This is a genomic window from Microbispora siamensis, assembly GCF_016863095.1.
In the GTDB taxonomy this organism is placed as follows: Bacteria; Actinomycetota; Actinomycetes; order Streptosporangiales; family Streptosporangiaceae; genus Microbispora; species Microbispora siamensis.
Genome location: NZ_BOOF01000057.1, coordinates 1 through 15,590 on the forward strand (window position 1 = coordinate 1; position 15,590 = coordinate 15,590).

The 15,590-nt window shown below is 71.7% G+C and carries 13 protein-coding genes; 6 read left to right on the forward strand and 7 right to left on the reverse strand.

All coding sequences use genetic code 11. The features are described from left to right. Window positions 1-217 precede the first annotated feature (217 nt). Window positions 218-835 (forward strand): TetR/AcrR family transcriptional regulator, encoded by a 618-nt coding sequence (locus tag Msi02_RS36955; protein ID WP_204052445.1) that lies wholly within the window; start codon window positions 218-220, stop codon window positions 833-835. Here the strand turns inward: Msi02_RS36955 and Msi02_RS36960 are convergent. From Msi02_RS36960 to Msi02_RS36975, 4 genes are read right to left on the reverse strand one after another with little or no spacing between them, the layout of a single operon-like run. Next, window positions 813-1,880: an ABC transporter ATP-binding protein gene (locus tag Msi02_RS36960; RefSeq protein ID WP_204052446.1), complete on the reverse strand. Its 1,068-nt coding sequence runs from the start codon at window positions 1,878-1,880 to the stop codon at window positions 813-815. The two genes, Msi02_RS36955 and Msi02_RS36960, sit on opposite strands and share 23 nt — an antisense overlap. Then, window positions 1,877-2,650 (reverse strand): ABC transporter permease, encoded by a 774-nt coding sequence (locus Msi02_RS36965; protein WP_204052447.1) that lies wholly within the window; start codon window positions 2,648-2,650, stop codon window positions 1,877-1,879. Before Msi02_RS36965 ends, Msi02_RS36960 begins: the two co-directional genes overlap by 4 nt. Beyond that, on the reverse strand, window positions 2,643-3,509 hold the full coding sequence (locus Msi02_RS36970; protein ID WP_239109103.1) for an ABC transporter permease: 867 nt from the start codon (window positions 3,507-3,509) through the stop codon (window positions 2,643-2,645). Before Msi02_RS36970 ends, Msi02_RS36965 begins: the two co-directional genes overlap by 8 nt. Next, complete coding sequence (locus Msi02_RS36975) at window positions 3,506-4,600, reverse strand: polyamine ABC transporter substrate-binding protein (RefSeq protein WP_204052448.1); 1,095 nt, start codon at window positions 4,598-4,600, stop codon at window positions 3,506-3,508. Before Msi02_RS36975 ends, Msi02_RS36970 begins: the two co-directional genes overlap by 4 nt. 127 nt (window positions 4,601-4,727) lie before the next feature. Here Msi02_RS36975 and Msi02_RS36980 point away from each other — a divergent pair, with 127 nt between their 5' ends. Both Msi02_RS36980 and Msi02_RS36985 read left to right on the forward strand, forming a co-directional pair. Beyond that, the gene (locus Msi02_RS36980; protein ID WP_204052449.1) at window positions 4,728-5,819 is read left to right on the forward strand and encodes a hypothetical protein; all 1,092 of its coding nucleotides are present in this window, start codon (window positions 4,728-4,730) and stop codon (window positions 5,817-5,819) included. A 22-nt stretch (window positions 5,820-5,841) separates the two neighbouring features. Next, complete coding sequence (locus Msi02_RS36985) at window positions 5,842-6,783, forward strand: SIS domain-containing protein (RefSeq protein WP_204052450.1); 942 nt, start codon at window positions 5,842-5,844, stop codon at window positions 6,781-6,783. 11 nt (window positions 6,784-6,794) lie between these two features. On the opposite strand, the gene Msi02_RS36990 is transcribed toward Msi02_RS36985, so the two are convergent. Both Msi02_RS36990 and Msi02_RS36995 read right to left on the reverse strand, forming a co-directional pair. Then, the gene (locus Msi02_RS36990; protein WP_204052451.1) at window positions 6,795-7,451 is read right to left on the reverse strand and encodes a ThuA domain-containing protein; all 657 of its coding nucleotides are present in this window, start codon (window positions 7,449-7,451) and stop codon (window positions 6,795-6,797) included. Window positions 7,452-7,495: 44 nt separating this feature from the next. Then, window positions 7,496-8,002 carry a MarR family winged helix-turn-helix transcriptional regulator gene (locus tag Msi02_RS36995; protein WP_204052452.1) on the reverse strand — a complete coding sequence of 169 codons (507 nt, stop codon included), beginning with the start codon at window positions 8,000-8,002 and terminating at the stop codon, window positions 7,496-7,498. Window positions 8,003-8,078: 76 nt separating this feature from the next. Between Msi02_RS36995 and Msi02_RS37000 the strand changes: the two genes are divergently transcribed. From Msi02_RS37000 to Msi02_RS37010, 3 genes are all read left to right on the forward strand, one after another. Beyond that, a complete protein-coding gene (locus Msi02_RS37000) occupies window positions 8,079-9,362 on the forward strand; it encodes an amidohydrolase family protein (RefSeq protein WP_204052453.1) in 1,284 nt (427 codons plus the stop codon). Window positions 9,363-9,432: 70 nt separating this feature from the next. Beyond that, window positions 9,433-11,700, forward strand: a complete 2,268-nt coding sequence (locus Msi02_RS37005) for a serine/threonine-protein kinase (RefSeq protein WP_204052454.1) — start codon at window positions 9,433-9,435, stop codon at window positions 11,698-11,700. Window positions 11,701-11,952: 252 nt separating this feature from the next. Further along, window positions 11,953-13,272 (forward strand): cellulose binding domain-containing protein, encoded by a 1,320-nt coding sequence (locus Msi02_RS37010; RefSeq protein ID WP_204052455.1) that lies wholly within the window; start codon window positions 11,953-11,955, stop codon window positions 13,270-13,272. Window positions 13,273-13,327: 55 nt separating this feature from the next. On the opposite strand, the gene Msi02_RS37015 is transcribed toward Msi02_RS37010, so the two are convergent. Then, a complete protein-coding gene (locus Msi02_RS37015) occupies window positions 13,328-15,577 on the reverse strand; it encodes an MMPL family transporter (protein ID WP_204052456.1) in 2,250 nt (749 codons plus the stop codon). Window positions 15,578-15,590: the final 13 nt, after the last annotated feature.

Below are 15,590 nucleotides of genomic sequence, written 5' to 3' on the forward strand. Positions count from 1 at the left end.
GGCCACGGCGACGCAGCACGTCGCCGATCCCGACGCAGTTGTTCGTCGGCCCGTAGGCGCTCTCCGGCATGAACAGGATCGTCAAGGGCGTGGCCGTCATTCGGGGCTCCTCAAATGTTAGTTGAAGCGTGATTCAAATACGTCCCTGATACACCCGTCAAGACCTGGGGGGTATCGTGTCGGGCTAAATGAAGCGAGGTGCAATGACAGGGGTGGGATGACACAGCGCAAGAGCAAGGCGGACCGGCGGCTCGACCTCATCGAGGCGGCCCACAGGGCGATGCTCCTGCACGGCGCCGAGGGGGTCCACCTCAACCAGATCGCCGAGGAGGCGGGGCTGACCTCCGGCGCGGTGCTCTACCACTACCCCGATCTACGCGACCTGTTGATCGAGGCGCACCACGCCGGCATGGAGCGGTTCTACGAGCGGCGGATGAAGAAGATCAGCGGCATCTCCGACCCGGTCGAGAAGCTGATCGTCACGATTCGCTCGGGCCTGCCCGACGGCCCGGACGACCCCGGGGTCAGGCTGCTGTGCGAGCTCGGCGGCGCGGCCGGCCGCAACCGCGTCTACGCGACGCTGCTGACCACGCTGTTCGACCGGCAGGTGTCGATGTACCAGACGATCCTGGAGACGGGCGCCGCCCACGGCGTCTTCACGCTGGCGCAGGACTCCGAGACCATCGCCCGCAACCTGGTCGCCCTGGAGGACGCGTACGGCTACCGCATCGTCGCCCGGCACCACTCCATCGACTCCGACAGGGCGGTCGAGCTGATCCTCGACTACGCCCGCCTGTCCACGGGCAATCCGCTCAGGCCCGCCGGTCGCCGCTGACCCCCGTCGGGACGAGAGCGGCGTCCTCGGCGTCCCAGGAGACGGCGACCTCGGCGCCGGTCTCGACCCTGGCCCGCCCCTGCGTGGCCGCCAGCAGGTTGCGGTCGTGGCCCGCCAGGCTCAGCGCCACGTGGGAGACGCCGCCGTAGAAGCTGACGTCGACGACCCGGCCGCGCAGCGCCCCCTGATCCTCCGTGACCGGGCCGAGGCGGATCCGCTCCGGCCGCACCGCGAGCATCGCCGTCTCGCCCTCCACGGGTCCCGCGGGCGCGGGGAGCAGTCCCAGCCCGTCCACCTCCAGTCCCTTTTCCGTCACCCTGCCGGTGAAGAGGTTGTTGGCCCCGATGAAGCCGGCCACGAACGGGGTGCGCGGCCGTTCGTAGAGGTCCGCGGGAGCATCCACCTGCTCGACCCGGCCGCCGTTCATCACGGCGATGCGGTCGGCGAGCGACATGGCCTCCTCCTGGTCGTGGGTGACCACGACGAAGGTGATGCCGACCTCGTGCTGCAGCCGCTTGAGTTCGAGCTGCATCTCCGATCGGACCTTCTTGTCCAGGGCGCTCAGCGGCTCGTCGAGCAGCAGCAGCCGGGGGCGCTTGACGACGGCCCTGGCCAGGGCGACCCGCTGGCGCTGCCCGCCCGACAGTTCGTGCGGCCTGCGGCGGGCCTGCGCGGTCAGGCCGACGGTCTCCAGCACGGCGCCGACCCGCTCCCGGATCTCCGCGCGGGGCAGCCGCTCCCGTTCCAGGCCGTACGCCACGTTCTTCTCCACGCTCATGTGCGGGAACAGGGCGTACGACTGGAACATGAGGTTGACCGGGCGACGGTGCGCGGGGATCGCGAGCAGGTCGGCCCCGTCGAGCCGCACCGAGCCGGTGTCCGGCTGCTCGAACCCGGCGAGGATCCGCAGCAGGGTGGTCTTGCCGCAGCCGGACGGCCCCAGCAGGGCGAAGAACTCGCCCTGCCGGATGTCGAGGCTGACCGAATCGAGGGCGGTCACCTCGCCGAAACGGCGGCTCACGCCGTCGATGGATATGAGAGTCATCGCAGGGCCTCGGTCAGTCTGGTCAGGCGCTGCGCGACGATCACGACGGTGAAGCTCACCGCGAGCAGCAGCGTCGCCAGCGCGTTGATCTCGGGGGTCACGCCGAACCGCACCATGGAGTAGATGACGATCGGCAGCGTCGGCTCGGACGGAGCCGCGGTGAAGAACGCGATCACGAACTCGTCCAGCGAGAGCGTGAAGGCGAGCAGCGCCCCCGCGACGATGCCCGGGGCGAGCGTGGGCAGTGTGATCTTCACGAACGTCGTCAGCGGGGCCGCGCCGAGGTCCCGGGACGCCTCCTCCAGCGACGTGTCCATCCCGCCGAGCCTCGCCCGTACGACGGCCGTGACGAAGGCCATGCCGAAGACGGTGTGCGCGATCAGCACGGAGTGCAGCCCGAGCGTCAGCTTGATCGCGGAGTAGAACACCAGGAGTCCGATCGCGATGACGAGGTCGGGCAGGATCGCGGGCAGGGTCGAGAGGGCGTCGAGCAGCCGGGAGCGGGTGTGGCGGGCCAGGCCGACCGCGAGCAGCGTGCCGAGCACCGTGGACAGCACCGTCGAGCCGAGGGCGACGATCAGCGTGTTCACCAGCCCGGTGCGGATCGAGTCGTTCTCCGCCAGCCTGCCGTACCAGTCCAAGGAGAAGCCGCCCCACGTGTAGGGCGACTTGTTCCGGTTGAACGACATCACGACGAGCACGACGATCGGCGCGTACAGGAACAGGTAGGTCAGCCAGAAGGGCAGCCGGAGCCAGCCGTGTCTACGCACCGCGTCCCGCCCTCCGCGCGGCCCACGCCTGGGCGAACAGCAGCAGCACGAGCACGGCGATCACGGCCAGCGCCAGCACCGACCCGAACGGCCAGTCGCGGGCCTTGAGGAACTGGTCGCGGATGAGGTTGCCGACCATGATCCGGCGCCCGCCGCCGAGCAGCTCCGGGATCACGAAGTTGCCCAGGCTCGGCACGAACACGAACACGCAGCCGGTCAGCACGCCGGGCAGCGACAGCGGGAGCGTGACGGACCAGAACGTCCTGGCGGGCCGCGCGCCCAGGTTCGCCGAGGCCTCCCGCAGCTCCGGGTCCAGCTTCTCCACGGCGGAGTACAGCGGGAGGATCATCAGCGGGAGATAGGCGTAGAGCAGCCCGGCGACGATGGCGCCGTCGGTGTAGAGCAGTTCCACCGGCCCCAGCCCGAGCGCCTTCAGCCCGGAGTTCACCGGCCCCTCGGAGTTGAGCAGCACGATCCAGGCGTACGTGCGGATGAGGAAGTTCGTCCAGAACGGCAGCACGACCGCCACCAGGGCGATCACCTTCCACCGGGCGGGCAGCTTCGCGATCAGGTACGCCGTGGGGTACCCGAGCAGCAGGGCGAGCAGCGTCGTGATCGCCGCGAGCTTCACCGACCCGATCACCACGTCGAGGTAGAGCGGGTCGGCGAGGCGGGTGAAGTTCTCCCCCGTCGGCTCGTAGAGCACTCCGCCGAACCGGCCCCGCCGGAACACGGTGTAGCTCAGCACCAGCGCCAGTGGGACCAGCATGAAGACGGTCAGGAAGCCGAACCCGGGCCCCATGGTCGCGACGCGGCCGGCCGCCTTCCCGAGAAGGCGGGCGGGCTGTCGGGCCGTCATTGCGCCGCCGAGACCTCGGTGGACAGGCGCGTGTACGCGCTGGAGGCCTCGCCCAGGTCGACCAGGCTCTCACCCTTGAGCAGCTCGGACGGGGGCTCCGCCAGAGTCGGGTAGCTCTCGAGCAGCTTCGGGTCGACCTTGTCCATGGCCGCCTTGTTGGGGATCCTGTAGAGGATGTTCGCGGGCACCCAGCCGTGGACCTCGGGGTCGAGGATGTAGTTGATGAAGGCGTGCGCCGCCTCCTTGTTCTTGGAACTCTTCAGGATCACCATCGTGTCCGCCCAGAGGTCGCTGCCCTCCTTCGGCACCACGAACTTGATGTTCTTCTCCGACGTCGGGCACCAGCCGTCCCAGGCCTCGACCATCGCGGCCTCGCCGGACTTGAGCCGGTCGCCGAACGTGGTGTCGTCGTAGGCCAGCAGGTCGGGCTTGACCTTCAGCAGCAGCTCCTTGGCCTTGTCGAGCGTGGCCTGGTCCGTGGTGTTGACCGAGGCTCCGAGCAGCTTGAGCGCCGGAAGCGCCAGCCACCGCTCGGTGGTCATCATCGTGATCTTCTTCTTCAGGTCCTTGGCCGGTTCGAGCAGGTCCTTCCAGCTCGTCGGCGGGGTCTTCACTAGGTCGCTGCGGTAGCACAGCCCGGTGGTCCCCCAGGTGTACGGGACGGAGAAGACGTTCCCCTTGTCGTAGGCGAGCTGGGACGCCTCGGGGTAGAGGTTCTTCAGGTTCGGGATCAGCTCGCGGTGGAGGGGCTCGAGCAGGCCCTGCGCGTTGAGCGCCTGCGCGTACTGACCGGACACGAACGCCACGTCGATGCCGCTGTCGCCGCCGGCGGTCAGCTTGGCCATGATCGTCTCGTTCGTGTCGTGGATGGCGACCTTGGTGTCGAAACCGAGCTTGGCCTTCACTCGCTCCGGCAGATCCTTCGGGCTGTACCCGTCCCAGATGGAAATCGTCAGGCTCTGCTTGGATAGGTCCGCGCTGGCGTTGAGCGTCGTGGGCGCGGAGTCGGTGGCCGCGCCGCCGCCACCACAGGCGGTCAACGCGGAGGCCAGACAAACAGAAGCCACGACGACGGGCACGCGACGTGTCATGGGGGGCTCCCTTGCATGAGGAATGGCGGCGCCAGTGTTGCACGATAGCTCAACGTGGACAAAACTTCGGAGCCCACGTAAAACCTGTAATTTGGTTGTGTTGTTGAATTTACGTTCAGGAGATTGAGTGGAAGGCTCCCGCTGGCCTCGGGTGACCGAGGAGCCGGACGGCGTCCTCACGCTGGAGATCGGCGACGGAGTCACCGGGTGCGTCCTGCGCGATCTGGCGCGGGGGTTCGCTCCGCCGCCCTTCTCGGTGCGGGCGCTACGGCCGCTGCCGCCGGTGCCGCCAGGGGAGCGACCGATCACCGTGGACCAGACCAACCAGTCGGTGATCGCTGGTGACACCGTGGTGGTCAAGTGGTTCCCCCGGCCCTCGCGTGCCCCGCACCCCGCCCCCGGGCTGCTCGCCCATCTGGCCGGCTTCGGCCGTATGGCCACGCCGTACGCGGCGGTCTACTGGGAGGACGCGCTGGTCGCCCTGGTGACGGCGTACCTGCCCGAGGCGCGGGACGGCTGGGAGTGGTGCGTCGACGAGGCCGAGGCCGGCCGCACCGGCTTCGCCGCCGAGGTCGGCGCGCTCGCCGCCGAACTGCACCTCGCGATGGCCACCCCGTCCGCGGTCTTCCCCGACCCCGTACGGCTGTCGCCGCCCGGCGGCGAGGGGGCGTGGCGGACCCGCGCCGAGGAGGCGCTGCGTGAGGCCCTGGCGCTGACGGACGGCGCGGACGGCGCGTGGCTGGCGGGGCGGGCCGAGGCCCTGCGCCGCGAACTGGAGCCCCTCGCCCGCGTCCCCGCCACACCGCTGATCCGCGTCCACGGCGACCTGCACGTGGGACAGATCCTGCGCTGGCGGGACGGCTACGCGGTGGTCGACTTCGACGGGAACCCGACCGTGGCGGACGCCGACCCCTACCAGCCCGCGGCCCGCGACCTCGCGCAGCTCACGACAAGCGTGGACCACGCGGGGCAGGTGGCGGTCAGACGCAGGTCCGCCGACCCGGACGCGACGGCCGCCTGGGCCGACGCGGCGCGCCGGGACCTGACGGCGGCCTACACCCGGACGCTCGCGCGGGCCGGCCGCGCCGACCTGCTCGACCGGTCGCTGCTGCGGCCGTTCGAGGTCGAGCAGGAGTGCCGCGAACTGATCTACGCCGCCCGCCACCTGCCGCGCTGGCGGTACGCGCCGATGGGCGTGCTGCGCACCTGGTACGCCTGAAGACTTTTCGAAGGAGATGGATGTGGACGCGGGGCTCTTCCTTGCCGACCTGGAGGCGAAGCCGGAGGCGCTGGAGGCGCTGGCCGGCCTCCTGGACGGCGGCGATCCGTTCGAGGGGCTGACGCGGCGGTTCGACCGCGTGGTGTTCCTCGGCATGGGCAGTTCGCGCTACGCGGCGGGGGTGGCGGCGCAGCGGCTGCGGGCGGCCGGGGTGGACGCCGTCGCGGAGTACGCCTCCGCCGCGCTCGGCACCCCGCCCGGCCCGCGCACCGCCGTCGTCGTCGTGTCGGCGACGGGCGGCAGCCGGGAGACGCTCGACGCCCTGGCCCGCCATCGGGGCAGGTCGTTCGTCGTGGCGCTGACCAACCGGCCCGGCTCTCCCGTGACCGAGGGCGCCGACCTGGTCGTGCCGATGCTCGCGGGCGAGGAGCGGGGCGGCGTCGCCTGCCGGACCTTCCAGCACACGCTCGCCCTTCTGCTCACGCTCGCCGAGGGCCCCGATGCCGTGGCGGGCCTCGTACGGCGGGCCGCGGCGGCCACCGCCGACCTGCTGGACCGGCGGCGTGAGTGGCTGGCGGACGCCGTGCGGCTGCTCGACGGGCCGCACGGCGTCTACACGATCGCGCCGGCCGAGCGGCTGTCGTCGGCCGAACAGTCGGCGCTGATGTTCCGCGAGGGACCGCGCATCCAGGCGGACGCGTGCGAGACGGGCGACTGGGCGCACGTGGACGTCTATCTCACCAAGACCCGCGACTACCGGGCCGTGCTGTTCCCCGGGTCGCGCTACGACGAGCAGGCGATGGAGTGGATCCGCATGCGCGGGTCGCGCGTGCTGGCCGTCGGCGGGGAGGTCGAGGGACAGGCGGCGGCGGTGCGCTACCGCCACGACGACGACCCGGACGTCGCTCTGCTCACCGAGACGCTGGTGGCCGAGCTCGTCGCCGCGACGCTCTGGGGGCGGTGAGTCTCCGGAGGTCAGCTCCCGAGGAGCCACCGCGCCGCCCGCCGCAGCAGGGCGCGGCGCATCGGGTTCCCGTACGACCGGGTGTCGTGGCCGAGCGCGTCGTACACCACCCTGCCGCCCGCCACGGTTCTCGCCCACAGCAAGGGCTGGTCCCCCGAGTACGCCAGCGGCTCCACGTCCGGGAGGACGTCGAGATCGGTGTAGACCTCGTCGGTCACCTCGAAGCCGGCCAGGTCGTCGACGATCGGATGACCGGCGCCGAGCCGGACCTTCGCCCTGCCGATCGGCGGGTGATAGGACGTGCCCCACCTCCAGGCGCCGCCCAGGATCTCGGCCCACTCCGGCCAGTCGTCGAAGCAGAGCGAGGCGGTGTGCACGGCCAGCAGCCCGCCGCCCCTCGCGAGGTGATCGAGCAGCGTCCGCCTGACGGAGTCCGGCGTCTCGAAACGCCAGCGGTCCCGCTCCTCCTCGAAGTCGTCGCCGTCCATCGTCCATCGGAACGCGTTGACCGTGATCAGGTCGACCGGCGCGGGCGCGGCCAGGGCTCCGGCGACGTCCTCGGTGATCTCCGACTCGACGCCGATCTCGGCGAGCACGCCCGCGAGGGCGGCCGAGGTGGCCGGGAAGTCGTGGGCCACTCCCCCGGACAGGATGAGGTTGCGCGGCATAGGCAATCACCCTAGATGCGAAGGACCCACACCGGCCGCGGTGGTCAGGGCTGGGCGCGGTCGCCGAGTGCGAGCAGGACGTCCCTGAGCTGGTCGGCCAGGGCGCGCGTGGCCGGTTCCGGCACGTCCGCCAGCAGTTCCCGGTGCGCCTCGGTCGTGGCCAGCGACAACTCCTCGGCCCTCTCGACGCCGAGCGGCGTGAGCCGGACCCACGAGCTGCGCCCGTCCGCCGGATCGGGCTCCCGCTCCACCAGCCCCGCCGCGACCAGCCGCTGCAGGATGTTGCTCGTCCCCCCGGTCGTGAGCATCAGGTGGGAGGCCAGCCTGCTCGGCTTGAGCCGATAGGGCCGGCCGGCCCGGCGGAGGGTGGCGAGGACGTCGAACTCCGCGTACGTCAGGCCGTAGCGGCCGAGCACCGCCTGTGTGACCTCCTCGATGCGGGCCTTCAGGCGGCTGACGCGCTTGACGATCTCCAACTGGACGGTGGCCGCCTCCGGCAGTTCGGCCCGCCATCCCTCGATCATCTCGTCGACCCGGTCCCGCTGTCGCATGGGGTTGAGCCTAGTCCCTCACCCTGATAGCTTTTCAGAAAGCTTTATTGAAAGCATTCCGGAAAGAGGAATTCCCATGAGGACGATCATCGTCAACGGCACGGTCGTCGACACCGAGCCGCGTCCGCACGTCGTGCCGGACGCGACCGTCGTCGTCGAGGACGGCGTCATCGTCTCGGTCGGCCCGCGGCCGGACGTCCTGCCGGAAGGCAGCGAGATCATCGACGCCGCCGGCGGCATCGTGCTGCCCGGCTTCGTGGACACCCACCGCCACGTCTGGCAGAGCGTCCTGCGCGGCATCGCGGCCGACGCGACGCTCGGCGCGTACCTCGACCTGGTCCTCGGTACCCTCACCCCGGCGTTCCGGGCGGAGGACGTGTACGCCGCCAACCTCTGGGGCGCGATCGAGGCGCTCAACGCCGGCGTCACCACCGTGTACGACTGGTCGCACATCCAGCTCACCCCCGGCCACACCGACGCGGCCGTCGAGGCGTTACGCGAGTCCGGCCTGCGGGCGGTCTTCGGGTACGCCCATCGGGGAACGGGCGACGCCGACCGTGCCGAGGACGAGGTGCGGCGGGTCCGCTCGGCGCTCCTGCCGTCCGACGACGGTCTCGTCACCCCCGCCCTCGCCGCCTGGGGCCCGGTCTACGGCTCGGTCGAGGCGGCGCGGGCCGACTGGGCGCTCGCCCGCGACCTCGGCCTGCGCCTCAGCCTGCACGCCACCGGCGAGGGCCCGGTCGAGCGGCTGCACGACGCCGGCCTGCTCGGCCCGGACGTGCTGTTCGTGCACTGCAACGGCATCCCGGACGAGTCGCTGAAGCTGATCGCCGGCAGCGGCGGCACGGCCTCGGTGGCCCCGGCGGTGGAGTCGCAGATGGGGCACGGCCACCCCGAGACCGGCAGGCTGCGGTCCTTCGGGATCACGACCGGACTCGGCGTGGACACGGTCACCGACGTCCCCGGCGACATGTTCTCCGTGATGCGCGCGGCGTTCGCGGCCGGACGCGCCGGGCAGGCGGCGCCGGAGCTCACCGCGTCCGACGTGCTGCGCATGGCCACGATCGAGGGCGCGGCCGCGATCGGGATGGACCGCAGGATCGGCTCGCTGCGCCCCGGCAAGCAGGCCGACATCGTGATCCTGGACGCCGGAGCCCCCGGCCTCGCGCCCGTACACGACCCGGTCGCCGCGGTCGTCACGGCGGCCGACACCGCCGCCGTGGACACCGTGCTGGTCGGCGGGCGGATCGTCAAGCGCGGCGGCCGCCTGGTGGGCGTGGACGTGGACCGCGCACGCGAACTCGCCGTACGCGCGGCCCTGCACGTGACCGCGCAGGCCAGGACTACATCCGCAAGGTGACTTTTTTGCTCCGGTGACAACCGCCCTTTCGGATGAGACCTTGAGTCAGGGCTATTGAGGGGGCGGCGTCATGAACGCCTGGTCGGTACCGGGCTACCGGGAGGTGCGAGAACTCGGCGCGGGCGGCGCCGGGCGGGTCGTGCTGGCGACCTACGTGACCACCGGCGCCTACGTCGCGATCAAGTACCTGCGCGAGGAACTGCGGCGGGATGGGCGCTTCCTCGCCGGGTTCCGGCACGAGGCCCGGGTCATGGTGGAGTTGAACGACCCCAACATCGTGCGCCTGTACGAGTACGTCGAGGCGCGCGACGGCGCGGCGATCGTCATGGAACTCGTCGACGGGGTCTCACTGCGGAAGATCCTCGCCGAGCACGGCTCGACCAGCCCGGAGGCGGCGCTGGTCGTGCTGAAAGGCTCGCTTGCGGGCCTGTCGGCCGCGCACGCAGCGGGCATCGTCCACCGGGACTACAAACCGGAGAACGTGCTGATCCAGGCCGACGGGAACAGCAAGCTGTCGGACTTCGGCATCGCGACGCCGAGCGGCTCGCCGGAGACCCCCGCGGGAACGCCGCCCTACATGGCTCCCGAGCAGTGGTACGGCGGGCCCGCCGGCCCGGCCGCCGACGTCTACGCCGCCACCTGCGTGTTCTACGAGTGCCTCACCGGGCGCAGGCCCTACCGGGCGGACGACCTGACGGCGCTGCGCATGCTGCACCGCAGCGCTCCCATCCCCGCGGCGGACGTGCCGGGCTCGGTGCGGGGCCTCGTCACGCGCGGCATGGCCAAGAACCCGGCGGACCGGCCGCCCACGGCACGGGCGTTCATCGCCGACCTGGAGACCGCCGCGACCGCCGCGTACGGGTCCGACTGGGAGCAGCGGGGCCGCCGCCATCTGGCCGAATTGGCGACCCTGCTGGCGCTGACGTTCCCCCTGGCCGCTCCGGCCGAACCGGTCGAGGCGTCCACGTCCCTCGCCCAGACCGTGCTGTCCGAGCGGCTCGCGCGCTTCGCGCCCCGGTTCGCCATCGGCGCCGCCGTGCTGTCGGCCGCCGTGATCGCGGCGTTGGTCGCGGCCAACCGGCAGACCCCGATGGCGCAGGACACCCTGCTCACCCCGCCTCCGCCGCACAGCGCTCCCGCGGCGCTTCCCCCGGCCGGGATCTCCCCGGAGACGGCCCCACCGGTCGCGCCCGACGAGACGGCACCCGACGATACGGCACCCGGCGAGACCTCGCCCGGCGACACGGCACCCGATCAGACGCTGCCGGACGAGACCTCGGGAGGCGCTTCAGGACCGACCGATGCGGGGCCGGGCGACGACGCCGGGACGACGCCGCCCGACCTGTCCGGCACGCCGGTGTCGTCCGTGTCCACCGGACCGGCCGTGCCAACGGGACCTTCCCAGCCGCCGGGGACCGTCACCCCCTCGCACATGGGCGCGACCGCGTCGCCGGCGCCGGCGCGGGTGACCGATCTCGGCATCGCGGCGTTCGACGGCCAGGCGGTCACGGTCGACGTGCGGGCGAGCACGGCGGCCCGGGTCCTGCTCACCGCCCGTTTCGCCTCCGGGCCGTCGCCGGACGCGCTCGCCGCGCAGCCCGCGCAGACGGTCGGGTTGCGGGGCGCGACGTCCTATCACGTCGGCCTGCAGCAGCCCTTCCCCTCCCCGGCCTGCGGCACCACCGTCTACCGGCGGGTCGAGGTGTCCACGGTCCCCGCCGCACAGGGAGGAATCCGTACGCGCACGCGGAAGCTCACCGGACCGCCCTGCCCGGCCCCCGCGGTCGAGGGCGTGGCGATCGACGACTGGGACGGCAGGACGGCGGCCGTGACGGTGCGGACCGCGGGCAAGGGCCCGGTCAGGGTCTCCAGCGTCTTCACGCGCGACGGCCGCGAGGCGTCGTCCGACACCCGTACGCTCTCGGGTCGCACGTCCTACTCGTTCACCGTGGCCGCCGGCCTCGGCCCCGTGGAGTGCGGGAAGAGGGCCGTGCTCGGGGTGCGCGTCACGACCGAGCCGGCCGACCCGGGCGGGCCGCGCCAGGCCGAGGTGCGGGTCGCCGGTCCCCGGTGCCCGAAGCCGCAGGAGTCGCCCTCGGACCCGGCCAAGGAGAGTCCTGGCCCGGTGAAGGAGAGTCCTGGCCCGGGGAAGAACCCGAGCCCGGCGACGAGCCCCGAGCCGCCCGATTCCCACAGCCCCCAACCACACAACCCCGAGCCGAAGAGTCCAGAACCGCACAGCCCAGAACCGCACAGTCCAGAACAGCACAGTCCTGAACCGGGCGACAGCCCGGCCTTGGACAGTCCGGGGACGCAGGACGGCCCGCCCCTCCGGTGATCTGCTGACCGGCGGCGAGCAGGAGGCGTGAAACATTCACCGCCGTCCTGGCGGCCGGCCTTTCACACGCTTCCCCGAAGCGCCTGCTCACCAGGGATTTTCCGTCGCGAGGGAAACGACGGGCATATCAAGCTCCTTGACTCACCTCTTTACGCCGGGGTTGACTCGCGACTCCAGGAGCTCACCACCCGTCGATATCGGCGTCCTGGGGTTGTTAGCGCTAACACGCATCGTCTCCGAGAGGGAGAACCCGTGCGACTTGACAGCTCTTTCCGCCGGTGGTCGAGACTGTCCGCCGGCACCGCCGCCGTGCTGCTGGCGGCCGGCGTCACGGTGGCCGCGGCCCGCGTCGCGTCGGCGGCCACGACCGGATGCGAGGTCGGCTACACGGTGACCAGCGAGTGGCCCGGCGGCTTCGGCGCGAGCGTCAGCGTTCGCAACCTCGGCGACCCGGTCAACGGCTGGAGGCTGACCTGGTCGTTCCCGGCCGGGCAGACCGTCACCCAACTGTGGAACGGCTCCTACACCCAGTCCGGCTCGCAGGTCACGGTCACCAACGCCTCCTACAACGGCGCCATCCCCACCGGGGGCAGTGCCGGCTTCGGGTTCAACGGGAGCTGGAACGGCTCCAACCCGGTGCCGTCCGCCTTCGCCCTGAACGGCGTGACCTGCACCGGCGGCGTCACCTCCCCGTCCCCGACCCCGTCCCCCAGCCCCACGCCTACGCCATCGCCGAGCCCCAGTCCCACGCCGAGCCCCAGCCTCTCGCCGAGTGCCAGTCCCACGCCGCCGAGCCGGCCCGCCATCGACAACAACTTCCCGGTCACGCGGGAGGGCGCGTACGGCACCAACCGCTACACCGTGTTCCGGCCGTCGAACCCCTCGGCCGTCGGTCGCGCCATGCCCGTGCTGGTCTTCGGCAACGGGGCCTGCGCGCACACCAACGGGAGCGAGGTGATCCAGGCGCTGACGTTCATCGCGGCCCGCGGGTTCGTCGTGGTGGACACCGCGTCCGTCGACGGCTCACCTAACGGGGTGCAGAGCGGGTCCCCGATCCCGTCGTTGCTGACCGACGGGATCGGCTGGGCAGAGCGGGAGAACGCCCGCACCGGCTCGCCGCTCTACCAGCGCCTCGACCTGTCCAGGGTCGCCGCCGCCGGCCATTCCTGCGGCGGCCTGGAAGCGCTGGTCGCCGCCCAGGACCGGCGGGTCAGGAGCGTCGTGTCGCTGGACAGCGGGTTCTTCGCCGACGGCTCGTTCGGATACCCGCGCTCGGAGCTCTCCAAGTTGCACATCCCGGTGATGTTCCTGGACGGCGGGCCCTCCGACATCGCCTACGACAACACCCGGGCCAACTACGACCTGGCCCAGGTGCCGGCCGTGCTGGCCGAGCAGCCGCAGGCCGGGCACGTCGGATTCATCACAGGCGCCCAGATGAGCGAAGGCATGACCGCGGTGGTCCAGTTCCTGGACATGACGCTCAACGACAACGCCACGGCGCGGTCGTACATCCTGGGGCCCTCGGGCCTGGCGGCCAGGGCCCCCTGGACGGTCCGCAGCAAGAACTTCTGATCCCGGACGGAGGCGTGCGGCCCGGCCGCACGCCTCCGCCGATCGAGTGACCCTGTCAGGCGCGGGCGTGCCGGCCCGCGCCGACCAGTTCTGGCTCCGCCGCGGCGGGCTCGCCGTCCTCCTCGTGCCCCTCGATCGACAGGTTCGGCAGGATCCGGTCGAGCCAGCGTGGGATCCACCAGTTGAGCCGGTCGAGCAGCACCATCGTGGCGGGCACGAGGAAGCCCCTGATCAGGGTCGCGTCGACGGTGATGGCCACGGCCAGCCCGACGCCGAACACCTTGACCAGAGGGTCGGGGTAGGCGATGAACGCGGTGAACACCGCCACCATGATCAGGGCGGCCGAGGTGATGACGCGGCCGGTGGACCCCAGTCCCTCGGCCACCGCGCTCCGGTTGTCCCCGCTGCGCGAGTAGGCCTGCCGTACGGAGGTCAGCAGGAAGACCTCGTAGTCCATCGACAGGCCGAACAGCACGGCGAACAGCATGAGCGGCACGTACGTGTCGATGGGCACCGAGAAGAACAGCGTGGCGAGGTAGGACCCCTCGGCCGAGGGCGGGGGGTCCATGCCGACCAGGCGGCTGCCCAGGCCATGGGAGAACACCACGGCCAGGGCGCCGAAGGCGGCGCCGAGCGAGACGAGGTTCATCACCGCCGCCTTGATCGCGACCAGGGGCGCGCGGAAGGCCAGCAGCAGGAGCAGGGCGCTGAGCAGCACGACGATGCCGACGACCAGCGGCGTCCTGCCCATGATGCGGTCGCCCGCGTCAGCCAGTCCGGCCACTTGACCGCCGACGTGGACGTGCGCCCCCGGCACCTCGATGGCCCGCACCCGTTTCACCACGTCGAGGGCTCGCGGGTCGCTCGGGGCGTAGTCGGGGACGGCCTGGATGAGCACGGAGCGGCCGTCCTCGTTGACCTTCGGCGGGGCGACGAACGCGATGCCCTCGGTGTGCTCCACTCGCTGCCGCAGCACCTGCACGACCGGGTCGGGCGGGGTCGAGTCGGCGATCTTCTGGTCCAGTTCGGCCACGACGATGAGTCCGCCGTTGGCCCCCGGGCCGAAGCCCGCCTCGATCAGCTCGTACGCCCGCCGGGACGGGGTGCCCTTGTCGCCGTACCCGTTGTCGAGCGGACCGAGCGTGATCGTGGCGGCCGGGGCGGCGAGCGCCGCCAGCACGACCACGGTGACCGCCAGCACCCGCCAGGGGCGGCGCGCCACCCAGGCGCCGAGCTTGGCCCAGCCGGTGGCCGGGCCGTCGCGGCGGGCGGCGCGCCCGGCGAACGGCAGCCGCAGCGCGTTGATCCGGTGCCCGAGCAGGCCGAGCAGCGCCGGCACCAGCGTGATCGAGGTGAGCACGGCGCACACGACCGAGACGCCGGTGATCCAGCCGAGCGTGCGCAGCAGCGGGAACCCGGCGAACATCAGCGCGCTCAGCGCGATCACGACCGTGCCGCCGGCGAACAGCACGGCCCCGCCCGACGAGGCCGCCGTCCGCCGGACCGCCTCATGGACCTGCACACCCTCGGCCAGCAGCGTCCGGTGCCGCGACAGCAGGAACAACGCGTAGTCGATGCCGACGCCGAGGCCGATCATCGTGGCCAGGATCGACGCGGTCGAGGGCACGTCCACCACGTGCCCGAGCAGCGCGATGAGGCCGAGCCCGACGCCGATGCTGATCAGCGCGGTGAAGATCGGCACGAGTGCGGCGACCAGCGTCCCGAAGGCGAACAGCAGCACCAGCAGCGCGAAGACGACGCCGGCGATCTCGCTGGCACCGGTCTTGATCTGCTTGTCCGCGGGTGTGGAGCTGTCGGAGGGGACGACCTCGATGCCCGCCCGCGTCGCCGGCGCCGCGGCGGCGACGAGCTGCTCCGAGGTCTGGGCGAGCTTGGTGGTGTCCTGCCCCTTCAGCCGTACGGTGATCATCCCGATCCGCAGGCTGGACGACATGCCGCCCATGCGGTACGGCGTGTCCACCTCGGCGACGTGCGGCATGCGGCGCAGGGCGTCCATCGACCGCTCGACGGCCTGTTTGCGAGACTTGTCGATCAGCGTGCCGTTCGCCGTGTAGAGAACGAGCTGCACCGTCCCGCCGGGGTCGTATCCCGGTCCGAAGCCCTCGCGCATGAGCTCGTGCGCCCGCTGCGCGTCGGTGCCGGGGATCGACACGTTGTTGTTGACCGGCCGGCCCCACACCAGAGTGCCCGCCGTCAGCAGGCCCGCCGCCAGCACCCACAGGGTCAGCACGATCCAGCCGTGGCGTGCGCACCATCCGCCGAGTCGCCCCAGAAGCCCGCTCATCGTCGTCCGTCCC